Below are 14,761 nucleotides of genomic sequence, written 5' to 3'. Positions count from 1 at the left end.
TCTATTAATCAGAATATTTTAAAAATAAATTTTAATTAATATCAAACAATGTATTATTAATATAATTAAAATTAAAAAAAATATTTTTTTATTTAGTAATTTTTAAAAACTATAAAAATTAAAATATCTATACTAAAATAAGTATATCATTTTAATTTTTTTCATGTAATTTTAATAAAAACTAACATAAAAAAAATTTTTAAATTAATAAATAAAACTTAAAATGATCCATACATGGTTATCTCCTGCAAAAATTAATCTATTTCTTTATGTAACAAGCATACGCAAAGATGGGTATCATAATATACAAACATTATTTCAATTTCTTAATTATGGTGATACATTAAAAATCATTGCCAATAAAACAGGTTGTATTCAGTTGTTTAGCGAAAAAAAAAACCTTCTAAATGTAAAAAATAGTATCATTATTGCTGCTAATTTACTAAAAGAAAAAGCATTATTTGATGGAAAATTACTCAATCCTAATTATGGAGCAAAAATAATTTTAAAAAAGAAAATACCTACAGGAAGTGGATTAGGTGGAGGTTCATCTAATGCTGCAACTACTTTAATTGTTTTAAATAAATTATGGAACACGGAATACACATTAAAAGAACTAGCCTTATTCAGTCTTAAAATAGGAGCAGATGTGCCTGGTTTTATTACAGGAAAAACAGCTATTATTGAAGGAATAGGAGATATATTATCTCCTGTTATACAACAAGAAAAATGGTATTTAGTTGTATATCCTTATATTCATATTTCAACAAGAAAGATGTTTTCTAGTCCATTTTTAAAAAGTGATACACCTAAAAAATCAATTCCAGAATTATTGACACTACCGTTTAGCAATGATTTTGAAAATATAGCGAAAAAAAAATTTATTAAAATAAAAAAATTAATTTCCATGTTATCTTCATATGCACCTTCACGGATGACTGGAACAGGTTCTTGCGTTTTCTCTGAATTTAATAATAAGAGATCTGCAGAAAAAATTTTTTCTTTGTTGCCTAAAAATATGAAAGGATTTATAGCAAAAAGTGTTAATATTTCACCATTGCATAAAACTCTTTATAAAAAAAAATATATATATATTTAACTAAAAAAATATTTTTATATAAATCTATTTATTCAAAGAACAAAATAACATATTTTGCAATTAAATATGTAAAAAATTACTAATTCAAAATAAAAAAGGTTCTTTATGCCTGATATGAAACTTTTTTCTGGAAATTCTATTCCTAAACTAGCAAAATTCATTGCAAATCGATTGTATATTAATTTAGGAAAAGCAGCTGTAGGCCGATTTAGTGATGGTGAAATAAGTGTTCAAATAAATGAGAATGTAAGAGGTGGGGATGTTTTTATTATTCAGTCTACTTGTTCGCCTACTAATGATAACATAATGGAATTGGTTGTAATGGTAGATGCTTTAAGAAGAGCATCTGCTGGCAGGATTACTGCAGTAATACCATATTTTGGATATGCTCGTCAAGACCGTAGAGTTAGATCAGCACGAGTTCCTATAACAGCAAAAGTAGTAGCTGACTTTCTATCTAGTATTGGAGTAGATCGTGTATTAACAGTAGATCTTCATGCAGAACAGATACAGGGTTTTTTTGATGTTCCTGTTGATAATGTTTTTGGTAGTTTAATTCTTTTAGAAGACATGCTTCAAAGAGAACTAAAAAATCCAATTGTAGTGTCTCCTGATATTGGTGGAGTAGTAAGAGCCAGAGCAATTGCTAAACTACTTTATGATACTGACATGGCAATTATCGATAAAAGAAGACCTCGTGCTAATGTATCTCAAATTATGCATATTATTGGAGACGTAGCTAATCGTGATTGTATTTTAGTAGATGATATGATAGATACAGGAGGCACTCTTTGTAAAGCTGCAGAAGCACTTAAAGAAAGAGGAGCAAAAAGAGTTTTTGCATATGCAACGCACCCTGTTTTTTCTGGAGACGCATCAATAAACTTAAAAAATTCTGTTATTGATGAAGTAGTTGTATGTGATACTATTCCATTATCAAAAAAAATTGAATTACTACCAAACGTTCGAACACTAACCTTGGCAGGCATGTTAGCAGAAGCAATAAGACGCATTAGTAATGAAGAATCTATTTCTGCTATGTTTGAACATTAAACGTACTTTATTAAAACTTCTGCAATTCTAAGCACACTATAATTTTTTATGCTGATACGAATAATGTGCTTAGTTTTTAAAATAAACTTAAAAGCAATAAAAAGTACTTTTTATATTTTAAAAAAATAGAGATTAACATAGAATGATCTATATAATATATATAACTATTCTGGTTAAAATAATTAAAAATAAAAAGAAATAAAAATATTAAAAATATACTACGGAATAATCCAAATAAACCTCCTAAAATAATATTATAATAAGAAAATTTGATTTTTTTGATAATCTTTTTCATAATAAAATTTAAAATATATTTTATAATAAAAAAAAAACAATCATAACTAATATTAAAATTTTATCTTTTAAAAAAACATTTTGAATTGCATTTTTAAAAAAAGAACTAAAATAATCATATTTATTAAAAAAATAAAAATTAAAAAACCAAAAAAAAGCGGAAAATATTTCTTGATAAAGCCCACGTAATAAACCAAAAAAAACTGAAACAATAACAGTTACAATAATAATATAATCTAGTAGAAACATAGATTTTTCCAAAATTATATTTTTTTATGTATTATGTTACTTGCATTTATATATTTAAAGCAAGAAATTCTGCAACAGTCAAAAAAGAACCAAAAACTATAATAGCATCTTGTTTTTTTGCTAATATAAACGCTTTTTTATAAGCTTCATTAATATCATTTAAAACAGATGTATTGTACACTGGAAAAATATCTTTTAATTGTTTTTTAGTAGCAGTTCGCATTGTTTTTAAAGGTGCAGCAAACCAATAATGAATTTTACTTTTTAACGGATTGATGATACCTGAAATATCTTTATCGTTTAATATACCTACCACTGCATATATTTTTCCTTTTATATTGATTTCATCTATTTTTTTAGATAAATAAAAAGCAGCATCAGGATTATGAGCTACATCAATAATAATATAAGGATGAGTAGAAATTATCTGAAATCTACCTAATAATTGAACATTAGAAATAGACTCTCTTATAATTTTTTGATCAATTTTAATTCCTGAATAATAAAGAGCAGCTAATGCAATAGCTGTATTTGGTAATGGTATTTGAGTAATAGGTAAATTATATAACTTAATATCTGAATGAAAAAAATTCCAATAATAATTTTTTTTTTCCCATGACCAATCTATATTAATTTTTTTTAATATTGTTTTTTTTTCTTTAGCTATTTGATACATAGATTCAGGAATATTTATCTCTCCGATTACAGAAATTTTATTTTTTCTAAAAATACCAGATTTTTCACGTGCAATACTTACACGATCTATTCCTAGCAAAGAAGTATGATCTATACCTATATTAGTTATTATAGATATATCAGAATCTAAAATATTGGTAGCATCTAATCTACCTCCTAATCCTACTTCTAATATAAGAATATCTAATGAATATCTTTTAAATAAAATCAATGCAGCAAGTGTAATAAATTCAAAATAAGTTAGTAAAACACCATTTCTTTCTGATTCTATATTTTGAAAAGCAGAGACATGCTCTTCTTCATTAAGAAAAAATCCATTAACCCGAACTCTTTCGATAAATTTTATAAGATGAGGAGAAGTGTATAGTCCTACTTGATAACCTGAATTTAATAGTAATCTTTCTAACATTGCACAAGTTGTTCCTTTTCCATTAGTTCCTGCAACAGTAAAAATAAAAGCTTTTGAATCTAACACATCTAACTTTTTTGCAAGAGATTTTAATTCGAGAAGATCATATATTGTTTTTCTATCTAATTTCTCTAAATATTCAAGCCACATAGATAAAGAATAATTTTTATTAAGCATATCACTCTTAGTATCTTTTAGTATGAAGTAATATTGAAAATTTCTATGTATAATTATATTTTTAAGTAAAAATATTAATATTTTTTATTATACGAAATACTATTGATTATAGATGTCATTGTTATAATAATTAATATTATTATAAAGTAATAAAAACTAGAACAATCAAGAATTTTTTAAATATCATTTTTATTTCAATAAAAATTAAAAAACTAATAGTCTATATTTAATTTTAGTTTTTTTATATACCAGCAAGATAATAATATTTTTTAAAAATTTTTTAATATTTTAAAAGTTAAAAAACAAAACATTATAAAAACATTATTTATTGAAAACAATGTTTTTAATAAATAACTAGTAGAAAATAATATAATTTTTAAATTAGAAATTTGACTGACTTCATTTTCAAAAACTACATACCACAATATTAAAAAAATAATAGAAATAAAAAACTAAAAAAAATTATAAAGAAAATAATATTTCAAATATTATTATATTTTTTTTATCTTATAGATATAATTATCTATTGTAAACATCATAAAAATTAAGAAAAAATACTCTAAAGTTATAGCACATAAAAAAGTATATACTAAACATCCCTTTTTTATCAGTACAAATTTTTAAAATATAATATATATATGTATTTTAAAAATAAATATTATATAGTTAATTTCATTAAGCTAATTAATGGACTCGGATATATACCTAATATTAACAATATTATTCCTGAAATACATATTACTGCCCCAGAAGGAGTATAAAACCAATTTTTAGATATATTCGAATTTATTTTTAATAATTTTTCTTGATTTAAATACAAATTCAAAATTATCCTTAAATAACAATATAAACCTAACACAGTTCCAATCAGAAAAGAAAAACCTATTATCCATAAATGTTCTTGTGTAATGATTGATAATATATAAAATTTTCCAATAAACCCTAAAGTCATTGGAATACCTGCTAAAGAAAGCAGTGATAAAGTAAATATAGCAGATAAAAGTGGTTGTGACCAAAATAATCCTTGATATGAATGTATTGATGAATCAATATTATTTTTTTTGTCTGCATTTGAAATTAAATTAATAATACCAAAACATGCTATATTACTAAATAAATAACTACACAAATATATTGCACTAGCTTCTAAAGAAAATAAATAATTCTTCTTAGATATAAATAATACTATTAACAGATATCCTAATTGAGATATTGATGTATATCCAAAAAATCTTTTAATATTTTTCTGAAAAAGAGCCATTAAGTTGCCAATTAATATAGAAGAAATAGTAATTAATAATAATATAAAATATAATATTTCATTATCCAAATCAGAGATACGTGATAAAAAGTGTAACAATGCACTAAAAACAGCAATTTTACCAGTGGTTGAAAAAAAAGATAATACTGATGTAGGCGTTCCTTGATAAATATCAGGAGTCCATAAATGAAATGGCACAATTGATAATTTAAAAAATAAAGATACAAGAACCATACTAATACCAAATAAAACTACTAACTTTTCATTTTTAGAGGCAATATCAAAAACTTGATGTATTGATAAAAAATCAAGACTTCCAGAAATAGAGTAAATCCATGCAATACCAAGTAATAAAAAACTAGATGAAATACCAGATAAAATAATATATTTAAACGAAGCTTCTAAAGAATATTTTTGATAACTAGAATAAGCAATCAAACCAAAAATTGGTAAAGATATAAGTTCAATACTAATAAAAAATGCCGCCATATGATTTGATATAATTAATGAAATAGCCCCTAAATTTGAAATTATTATTAACAAATAAAATTCTTCTTTATTAAATGGATATTTTAGTAGCCATGGATATGAAAAAATACATGCACAGATACTAGAAATCATAATCATTCCAATATATAAAATAGAATAACTATCAATATAAAATAAAAAAGTTATATCTATAGGAACAATCTTAGTCAATAAATATAGCGAACAAAATGCAGATATAAAACCTAATATACTAAAAACAGCAATAAAGAAATGATTTCGATTATAAGAAATAGATAACATAACTGTTAATGCAGTGAATATTATAATCAACAAAGGTAGCAATGCTGTTAATTGTTGTAAATTTATTGTCATTACTGATTACAACCTTATCTTTAGAATAGAATTATTAAATTCTTTTTCAATGTTATGTATAAAATTATATGAAATATCTATAATTTTTTGTGGATTTAAACCTAAAAAAACTAACATAAATATCAATACTATTATTAACCATAATTCTTCTTTTTTTATAAAAAAATTTGAAAATTTTTTTTTGCATGGACCATAAAAAATTTTTTGCATCATGTTTAAAGAATAAATAGAAGAAAAAACAATACTTATTGTTGCTAATATAGACACTATTGGAAAAACTTGAAATACACCAGACAAAATCAAAAACTCACCAATAAAATTTCCTGTTCCAGGAACCCCTAAATTTGCAAGAGAAAAAAACAAAGAAAAACCTGGAATCCAATAAATACAAGACCATAAACCCCCCATTTCTTTTATATCTTGAGTTTTAAAACGTTTATAGATTTGACCAGATAAAATACATAAAGCAGCAGTAGTCAAACTATTTGATAACATCTGAATGACTACTCCTTGAAGCGCTATTTCATTATTACTATAAATAGCTATTAAAATTAAACCCATATGAGAAACAGAAGAATAAGCAATGAATCGTTTAATATTAGTTTGAGAAAAAGCAAGCCAAGCTCCATAAAAAATACTTAAAAGACCTAAAAACATTGCAATGAAAGAAAACTTTTCTGTTGAATAAGGGAATAAAACTAAATTATACCGTAAAAGAGCATAAGGAGCAGTTTTTAGTAAAACACCAATAATTTCTACTGCACCACAAGAAACTGATTGGGAATGTATATCTGGTAACCATCCATGAAATGGAACAATAGGCATTTTTATAGCAAATGATAAGAAAAAACCTATCATAACTATATATTCTATATGTCGATTAATTGGTGTATCAAGCAATAAATTATAATTAAAGGTTAATATATTAGTACTTTGATAATAACTAAAAACCAATAATAAAATAGACGATAAAAGTATTAAACCAGAAACCTGTCCATACAAAAAAAACTTATTAGCGGCAAGAAAGTTTTTATTTTTTTCAGTTTGATCACTCCATAATGCAATTAAAAAATACATTGGAAGTAACATAACTTCCCAAAAACAAAAAAACAAAAAAAGATCACAAGCAATAAAAACACCAATAATTCCGGTTAAAACAAGCATAAAATTAAAATAAAAAAATCCTTCGTTTTTTTTTATTTCATGCCATGAGCATAAAATCGCTATTATAGACAAAAAAGAAGCAAAAATAAGCATGATAATAGAAAAACCATCAATTGCAATGTTAAATTCAATACCGAACCTTGATATCCAAGGTATAATTAATTGATGATCCCAGTCAAGATCATGTCTTGTCTGAAAAAAATTAACATCTTTCTGAATAAATATTTGAATGACAATTAATAATGTGAAAATTATTCCTGATAATGCAATCCAGCGAGGAAAATTTTTATGCAGTCTATAAGAGAAAAAAGAAAAAAAACTACTAAAAAATGGAATGATAATTAACAAAGAGAGTAACATTACACGTATATTCCTATTATTCACTATAACTATTTAATTAATGGAATTATTTTTTATTTTTAGAAAATATAAATTTATTAATAGAACATACTATTTTAAATTAAACTAATAAAATAAAATTAACAAAAAAATCAAATTTACACCTAATATTATTGAAGTTACATACCATCTTGTATAACCATTACTAGTTTTTAATAAATAAAAATTAAATATTTGAATCATTTTTAGAAAAAAATTGACAATTTTGTTGAATGGATCAGAAGATAAAATTTTAGATACATACAAATAAAAATTTACTAAAGATATATTATAGAACCAATCGAAACCCCATCCTTTTAAAAAAAAGTAATATATACATCTTATTAATTTAAATTCAAAAATTTTATTAATCCAATATGGATTTTGAATCCAAAAATAATAAGAGAAATATATTCCAGAAATAGATAATATACTGCATATTATTTCAAATATTAATTTATTATCTGTCAATAAATAAGATAAAGGAAATACATATAACAATGGTGGTGATATATAAGAACCAAACACAGTAGAAAAAAATAAAAGAATGAATAATGAAATATTGTGTGCTAAATTTTTAGATAAACTAACTTTATGAACATTTTTTCCATGAAAAATAATAAAAATCATTCTAAATGTATAAATAGCTGTTAAAAAAGAGCAAAATAACGCGATTAAAAATAAATAAAAATGATCAGTTTGTAAAACATTAAATAAAATATTACCTTTGCTATAAAACCCAGAGGTAATTAACGGAAAAGAAATTAAAGATGCACCTCCGACTATAAAATTAATGTATAAAAAAGGTAGCTGTTTACGTAAACCACCCATTTTAAATATATTTTTTTCATTTTTACATGACAGGATTAATGAACCTGCAGATAAAAATAATAATGCTTTAAAAATCGCATGCACAATCAAATGTGTAATCGCTGCACTCCATGCCTTAACCCCTAGAGCTAAAAACATATATCCTATTTGGCTCATTGTAGAATAGGCTAAAATACGTTTTATATCATTTTGAACTAAAGCAGAACAACTAGCAATTAATATTGTTAATGTGCCAATAAGCGCTACAAAATATAATATTTCAGGAGTTAGTAAAAATAAAAAATGTGTTCTTGCTATCAAATAAACACCTGCTGTTACCATAGTAGCAGCATGTATTAAAGCAGAAACAGGACTTGGACCAACCATTGCATCAGATAACCAAGTTTGTAACGGTAATTGAGCTGACTTCCCAATCACACCCAATAATAAGAAAAGTGTGATAAGATTTAGATCAGAAAAACCTTCTATGTTCAAAAAACTTAATAAAAATTTAATTTCTTGAAAATTAAAAGTATTGTATTTTTTATATATTAAAAATATTGCAATAATTAAAAAAATATCAGAAATTCGAGTTAAAATAAAAGCTTTAAAAGCACAAATGTTATTTCTATATTCAGTATAATAAAAACCAATTAATAAATAAGAACATACACTGACTCCTTCCCATCCTAAGTACATAAACAAAAAATTATCAGCTAGCACTAAAACTGACATGCTTGCTATAAACAAATTAGTATATGCAAAAAAACGTGAGTAACCTTCTTTGTGTCTCATATACCAAGAAGAAAAAATATGTATTAATAAACCTACACCTGTAATTGCAAATAACATACTTAAAGACAGCCCATCTAAAAATAGAGCAAAATCAATATTTAATTCATTAATAGATAACCATTTCCACAATATCTGAGTAAAAATTTGATCATTATTTTCAATAATACTTGCACCATAAAAACAAGTTATAATAAATGATATAAATATAGAAAATATACCTATTTTTGATATACTTTTTCTAGAAATAACACCTTGTACAGAAGATAAAAATAAAAATCCGATTAGTGGAAATAAAATTATGAAAAAAATAATATTCATCCATTCATCTCACTTAAAATATCAATATTTAATGTTTTTTTACGCCTATAAATTTGAAGTAATAATGCCAAAGCTATACTAGCTTCTGATGCAGCTAAAGTAATAGCAAATATATACATTATTTGACCATCTGTTTGATGCCAGTAACTGCCAACTACTATCAATGCTAATCCAGCAGCATTCATCATTATTTCTAAACCAATTAATATAAACAATATATTACGTCGAACAATTAAAGAAGTTAAACCTAAAATAAATAATATTAATGATAGAAACAATCCGTGAAATAAAGAAATCATGCATTATTATCCTTAATAAAAATTAATTGATTACAGAATTTTATTTTTATTTAAATATTTCTTTTCTTTTCCAATATGAAATACAACAACTAAAGCAGATAATAAAAGAATAGAGGATAATTCAACTAAGAGCACATACGGACCAAATAAATTCATCCCCACCATTTTAGAATCAATTAAAATACCATCTATTCTTTTTTCTTTTAAACAAAATATTGCATAAGTCATAGATGAAAATAATATTAATGATAAAATGCTAGGACCAATCCAAAAAATAGGTTTTAAGTAATTTTGCTCTTGTAAATCATATTCATTACTGATGTTAAGAGTCATAATAACAAAAACAAACAACACTATAATAGCTCCAGCATAAACAATAACTTCTAAAGCACCAGCAAAAAAAGCTCCGAGTGAAAAAAAAATACCAGATATGGATAAAAGAGAAATTATTAAGTACAACAAGGAATATACTGCATTTTTTTGGATAATCACAAAAAAAGTAGAAATAACTGCTGAAAATGAACATATATAAAAAACAAATTCCATAAAAATCTCCTTATGGCAATAAATCTTTTACATCGACAGGCTTGGATTCGATATTTAAATCGCCCGGTTTTTTACCTTTTATAGCTACACCGGAAAAATTATAAAAATCATAATTTGGATATTTACCAGGACCTGAAACTAATAAATCTTTTTTTTCGTATATTAAATCTTTTCTTTTAAAATCAGATAACTCAAAATCAGGAATTAATTGTATTGCAGCTGTAGGACAAGCCTCTTCACATAAACCACAAAATATACAACGAGAAAAATTTATTCTAAAAAATTTTGGATACCAACGACCACTAGTTTTTTCAGATTTTTGTAAAGAAATACAATCAACAGGACAAACTGCAGCACATAAATTACAAGCAACACAACGTTCTTGTCCATCTATATTACGAGTTAATATAATACGACCCCTGTAACGAGGAGCTAGATATACTTTTTCTTCTGGATATAATTTAGTTTCAGATTTAGAAAAAATATTCATACCAACCATTAAAATACTTCTTATTTGGGTAAAAAATCCGACAATAATATTTTTTAATATCATAAATAAAAAATCTCTTATAAAATTTATAACAAAATAAAAAAAGCAGTTAAAAACAAATTACATAATGTTAATGGCAAACAAAATTGCCATCCAAATAGTAATACTTGATCATACCGTGGTCTTGGTAAAGATGCTCGGATCAAAATAAAAATAACAATAAAAAAAATAGTTTTTAAAGCAAACCAAATAAATCCAGGAATCCAAGGACCAAGCCAACCACCAAAAAAAATTGTTACTATTAATGAAGAAATTGTAATAATAGAAACATATTCACCAATAAAAAATAGACCAAATTTCATTCCTGAATATTCAATGTGATAACCATCAGCTAATTCCTGTTCAGATTCAGGTTGATCAAAGGGATGTCTATGACATACTGCCAAACCTGCTATAAAAAATGTTAAAAAACCAAAAAACTGTGGGAAAACATTCCATATATCTCTTTGACTGTTTATAATATCAGATATTTTAAAAGATCCTGATTGAGCGACTACTCCCATTAATGATAAGCCTAAAAATACTTCATAACTTAACGTTTGAACACAAGCACGCATAGATCCTAACAATGCATACTTATTATTACTAGACCAACCAGCAAATAATACGGAATAAACAGACAAACTAGCCATCATTAAAAAAAATAAAACCCCTATATTTAAATCAATAATAACAAAATGCGAAGTAAAAGGAATAATTGGAATAACACATAATAATGAAGTAAAAGCTATTATTGGTGATAAAACAAAAATAAACTTTCTACTAAAAGGAGGAATCCAGTCTTCCTTAAAAAAAATTTTAATCATATCAGCACATAATTGTAAACTTCCCATCCAACCAACTCGATTAGGTCCATGTCTATTTTGAAAAAAAGCTAGCAATCTTCGTTCAATCACACTTAACATAGCAGCAGAAAAAACCGTTAAAAATAAAATAAAAATAACTTTTAACAAACAAAAAATTATTTTAATAATGTTTGTGTCTAACCAAATCATTGAATAAATTCCTGTAAAAATTTAATTGTTTTACCAACAAGCATAATAGGAAAACCTTTTCTTCCAATTGGCAAGCCTATTTGTTTTTCACTTAAATGTTTAGAGAATTGTACTGCTAAATAATAATCTTTATTTAAACAATTAAATTCTATTATAGAATCTTTTTTTAGACCTAACTTAATTCCATCTATTAGACTAATTAAAGCATATTCTAAAGGGATATTTTCTTGTATAGCAGAAGAATATTGAGTTAATTCTTCATTTCCAAAAAGATGATAATAAGGAATTATATTCCACTGTTTTTTTATTATAAAATTTTTTGAAATTACATTTGAATACATATCGACTTTACTTTTATTTTCTTTAAAAATATGTATTCCTGAATCACCAGATATTAAATTTTTACCTACTTCTATCTGAAATTTATTCCATGCTTGAGGTGAATTCCATCCAGGAAACCAAGCAAAAGGAATATGAGATACAGACGCGTCGGGTTGATTGTATCCTTCCATAGAAAACGCAAACATACTATTAACATCTTTAGGCTGACAAGGTTCATGAACATCGATATCCGCACGTAAAGATGTTCTTCCACTAGACCGAATAGGAGATCGAGCAATTTTTTGTCCCTGCACCTTGAAACTAGAACTTAATTCTATTGTTTTAATTTTTTCGAAAATTGAATATTTTTTGGAATAAGTATTGATTACGTCATCTAAATTAAACCAATATACTTCTGTATTATCAATTTTTGATTTGATTGTATGCAACCATTTCCAACTATCAAAAAGACAATTATTTTTATTATAAAAACTGGGATCATAAACTTGGAAAAAACGCTGTGCTCTTCCTTCAAAATTTATTATTGTTCCAGAACTTTCAGTAAAATTTGTTGAAGGCAAAGATAATCCAGATTTTTTATAAGTTTCTGTATACTGATGATCTATAGTAATCACATTTTTTTTATTTTTAAAAAAATGATCGCAATCATGTTGAGAGGCAAAACGATATAAATCGTATTCCATAAAAATTACAGCGTCTGCTTTTTCCTGTTTAATTTTATCTAAAACACATTCTATAGACATACCTCCGAGCAATGCTAAACCCAAAGAATTAGAAGACGATGTTAAAAAAGTAACACCGACATGATGATTAATAGTATGAATTTTAATGGCTTTAGCTATATTTATAGCTGCTTGTATAATAGAATCACTAAAAGAATGAGAACCTGAAATAATCAATGTTTTTTTAGATGAAATCAATCGATTAGCAATTAATAATGATTTTTCTTTTAATTTTAAATCTAGATTTAAAACTTTTGGTAAACTTTTATCTAATTCATGAGCAATGGCAGATGCTAAATCTACTTGTTTATCGATAGGTGCAAAATAGCACCATTCAGAAATATCATCTAATTTACTTTCATGTGTATGCATTATATATAAAGAGTTTCTAAATTTTTCTGAAATATAAATACTAGAAGAAACATTCCATTTTGGTATTCCATGTAAATGTGTTATATCTTTTGCTTTATTTTTAACTGCTTGACGAACAGCTAAAGCAACACGAGCAGATGTTTGTGTTAGATCTTCTCCAAGAACTAAAATTACATCATAACTTTCAATTTCTTTTAACGATGGAGTATATATATAATTATTTTTTAAAAATTCTAAAATTACTCTAATACACGCTTGCTCTTTTTTAGACATTCCATTAGAAAAATTCTCTTTTCCGACTAGTTCTTGTAATGCAAAATTATTTTCTATACTTGATCTCGTAGAACCAACTCCAATTATACGCTTATATTTTTTAAAGAAAGTGACTCCCATTTTTATAGCTTCATCAAAATTCAACACAGTTAAATGATTATTACAATTAATATATGTAGGTTTTTTTGGACGTTCATTCAAATTAACATGTGAATACCCAAAACGACCAAGGTCACAAAGTAAATAATGATTTATGTTTTCATGATATCTGTTTTCTATTCGACGTATTTCACCATAACGTTCTCCAATACTAATATTGCATCCAATACTGCAATTATGACATATGCCTGGAGCATATTGCATATCCCATTTACGACTATATTTTTTAGAATGAATTTTGTCAGTAAATACTCCAGTAGGACATAATTCTATTAAATTTCCTGAATGTTCACTTTCTAATTTACCATCTTCTACACGACCAAAATAAACATTATTATTAGCACCATACACTCCAAAATCAACACCATCTGCATAATCATTATAGTATCGAACACAACGATAGCACGCAATACATCGATTCATTTCATGTTTAATAAAAGATCCTAAATATTGATTTTTATGTGTTCTTTTTTTAAATCTATAATTTCGCATACTATGTTTTGTCATTACAGTCATATCTTGTAAATGACAATGACCACCCTCTTCACATACTGGACAATCATGAGGATGATTTGTTAATAAAAGTTCAATAATAGTACTTCGAAAAATCTCTGATTCAGCACTTTTAACAGAAATAATAGCTCCATCAGTTACAGGAGTCATACAAGACATAATTAATCGACCTTTACGATCTTCTAAACTATCATATTGTGTGACTGCACATTGACGACATGCTCCTAAACTTCCTAATAAAGGATGCCAACAAAAATAAGGAACATTAATACCTACAGATAAGCAGGCTTGCAATAAATTTCCTGATTTATTAACATTATAAATTTTATGATCTATATAAATTTTAGCCATAAGAGAATAATTCCAAAAACTTCTATTTTAGAGTAATCTAATTAAAATAAATATTTTCTATAACAATTTTGATAT

General features: G+C 25.1%; 13 protein-coding genes. 2 read left to right on the top strand and 11 right to left on the bottom strand.

What is annotated here, in order from left to right:
- The first annotated feature begins 223 nt into the window (after positions 1-223).
- On the top strand, positions 224-1,099 hold the full coding sequence (gene ispE / locus D9V71_RS00850; RefSeq protein ID WP_158340506.1) for a 4-(cytidine 5'-diphospho)-2-C-methyl-D-erythritol kinase: 876 nt from the start codon (positions 224-226) through the stop codon (positions 1,097-1,099).
- Positions 1,100-1,204: 105 nt separating this feature from the next.
- Complete coding sequence (locus D9V71_RS00845; RefSeq protein ID WP_158340505.1) at positions 1,205-2,152, top strand: ribose-phosphate pyrophosphokinase; 948 nt, start codon at positions 1,205-1,207, stop codon at positions 2,150-2,152.
- 76 nt (positions 2,153-2,228) lie between these two features.
- Here D9V71_RS00845 and D9V71_RS00840 read toward each other — a convergent pair whose 3' ends face one another.
- The 11 genes from D9V71_RS00840 to nuoG all read right to left on the bottom strand — a co-directional run bounded on the left by D9V71_RS00840 (position 2,229) and on the right by nuoG (position 14,686).
- On the bottom strand, positions 2,229-2,447 hold the full coding sequence (locus D9V71_RS00840; RefSeq protein ID WP_158340504.1) for a CvpA family protein: 219 nt from the start codon (positions 2,445-2,447) through the stop codon (positions 2,229-2,231).
- 20 nt (positions 2,448-2,467) lie between these two features.
- Positions 2,468-2,695 (bottom strand): hypothetical protein, encoded by a 228-nt coding sequence (locus D9V71_RS00835; protein WP_158340503.1) that lies wholly within the window; start codon positions 2,693-2,695, stop codon positions 2,468-2,470.
- Positions 2,696-2,741: 46 nt separating this feature from the next.
- Positions 2,742-3,977 carry a bifunctional tetrahydrofolate synthase/dihydrofolate synthase gene (gene folC / locus D9V71_RS00830; RefSeq protein ID WP_158340502.1) on the bottom strand — a complete coding sequence of 412 codons (1,236 nt, stop codon included), beginning with the start codon at positions 3,975-3,977 and terminating at the stop codon, positions 2,742-2,744.
- Between the two features lie 658 nt (positions 3,978-4,635).
- A complete protein-coding gene (locus D9V71_RS00825) occupies positions 4,636-6,099 on the bottom strand; it encodes an NADH-quinone oxidoreductase subunit N (RefSeq protein ID WP_158340501.1) in 1,464 nt (487 codons plus the stop codon).
- Positions 6,100-6,105: 6 nt separating this feature from the next.
- Positions 6,106-7,623, bottom strand: a complete 1,518-nt coding sequence (nuoM, locus tag D9V71_RS00820; protein ID WP_158340500.1) for an NADH-quinone oxidoreductase subunit M — start codon at positions 7,621-7,623, stop codon at positions 6,106-6,108.
- A gap of 105 nt (positions 7,624-7,728) precedes the next feature.
- Positions 7,729-9,564 (bottom strand): NADH-quinone oxidoreductase subunit L, encoded by a 1,836-nt coding sequence (gene nuoL / locus D9V71_RS00815; RefSeq protein WP_158340499.1) that lies wholly within the window; start codon positions 9,562-9,564, stop codon positions 7,729-7,731.
- Positions 9,561-9,863 (bottom strand): NADH-quinone oxidoreductase subunit NuoK, encoded by a 303-nt coding sequence (nuoK, locus tag D9V71_RS00810; RefSeq protein ID WP_158340498.1) that lies wholly within the window; start codon positions 9,861-9,863, stop codon positions 9,561-9,563. Before nuoK ends, nuoL begins: the two co-directional genes overlap by 4 nt.
- Positions 9,864-9,893: 30 nt before the next feature.
- A complete protein-coding gene (nuoJ, locus tag D9V71_RS00805; RefSeq protein WP_158340497.1) occupies positions 9,894-10,409 on the bottom strand; it encodes an NADH-quinone oxidoreductase subunit J in 516 nt (171 codons plus the stop codon).
- Between the two features lie 10 nt (positions 10,410-10,419).
- Positions 10,420-10,962: an NADH-quinone oxidoreductase subunit NuoI gene (nuoI, locus tag D9V71_RS00800; RefSeq protein WP_158340496.1), complete on the bottom strand. Its 543-nt coding sequence runs from the start codon at positions 10,960-10,962 to the stop codon at positions 10,420-10,422.
- Positions 10,963-10,985: 23 nt separating this feature from the next.
- Positions 10,986-11,954: an NADH-quinone oxidoreductase subunit NuoH gene (nuoH, locus tag D9V71_RS00795; protein ID WP_158340495.1), complete on the bottom strand. Its 969-nt coding sequence runs from the start codon at positions 11,952-11,954 to the stop codon at positions 10,986-10,988.
- Positions 11,951-14,686: an NADH-quinone oxidoreductase subunit NuoG gene (gene nuoG / locus D9V71_RS00790; RefSeq protein ID WP_158340494.1), complete on the bottom strand. Its 2,736-nt coding sequence runs from the start codon at positions 14,684-14,686 to the stop codon at positions 11,951-11,953. The genes nuoH and nuoG overlap by 4 nt, the downstream gene beginning before the upstream one ends.
- Between the last annotated feature and the right edge of the window lie 75 nt (positions 14,687-14,761).

Origin of the sequence: Buchnera aphidicola (Macrosiphum euphorbiae) (assembly GCF_005237295.1) — a bacterium.
GTDB classification, from domain to species: domain Bacteria; phylum Pseudomonadota; class Gammaproteobacteria; order Enterobacterales; family Enterobacteriaceae; genus Buchnera; species Buchnera aphidicola_AP.
Note: the sequence above shows the minus strand (reverse complement) of the source record. Positions and strands in the feature narration are given on the sequence as shown.

What these genes read in the sequence shown, in the direction of transcription:
- nuoK (WP_158340498.1), bottom strand. Translation starts at nt 9,863, where the DNA reads ATGATTTCTTTATTTCACGGATTGTTTCTATCATTAATATTATTTATT.
- nuoI (WP_158340496.1), bottom strand. Translation starts at nt 10,962, where the DNA reads ATGATATTAAAAAATATTATTGTCGGATTTTTTACCCAAATAAGAAGT.
- D9V71_RS00835 (WP_158340503.1), bottom strand. Translation starts at nt 2,695, where the DNA reads ATGTTTCTACTAGATTATATTATTATTGTAACTGTTATTGTTTCAGTT.
- folC (WP_158340502.1), bottom strand. Translation starts at nt 3,977, where the DNA reads ATGCTTAATAAAAATTATTCTTTATCTATGTGGCTTGAATATTTAGAG.
- nuoH (WP_158340495.1), bottom strand. Translation starts at nt 11,954, where the DNA reads ATGATTTGGTTAGACACAAACATTATTAAAATAATTTTTTGTTTGTTA.
- D9V71_RS00840 (WP_158340504.1), bottom strand. Translation starts at nt 2,447, where the DNA reads ATGAAAAAGATTATCAAAAAAATCAAATTTTCTTATTATAATATTATT.
- nuoL (WP_158340499.1), bottom strand. Translation starts at nt 9,564, where the DNA reads ATGAATATTATTTTTTTCATAATTTTATTTCCACTAATCGGATTTTTA.
- nuoM (WP_158340500.1), bottom strand. Translation starts at nt 7,623, where the DNA reads ATGTTACTCTCTTTGTTAATTATCATTCCATTTTTTAGTAGTTTTTTT.
- ispE (WP_158340506.1), top strand. Translation starts at nt 224, where the DNA reads ATGATCCATACATGGTTATCTCCTGCAAAAATTAATCTATTTCTTTAT.
- nuoJ (WP_158340497.1), bottom strand. Translation starts at nt 10,409, where the DNA reads ATGGAATTTGTTTTTTATATATGTTCATTTTCAGCAGTTATTTCTACT.
- nuoG (WP_158340494.1), bottom strand. Translation starts at nt 14,686, where the DNA reads ATGGCTAAAATTTATATAGATCATAAAATTTATAATGTTAATAAATCA.
- D9V71_RS00845 (WP_158340505.1), top strand. Translation starts at nt 1,205, where the DNA reads ATGCCTGATATGAAACTTTTTTCTGGAAATTCTATTCCTAAACTAGCA.
- D9V71_RS00825 (WP_158340501.1), bottom strand. Translation starts at nt 6,099, where the DNA reads ATGACAATAAATTTACAACAATTAACAGCATTGCTACCTTTGTTGATT.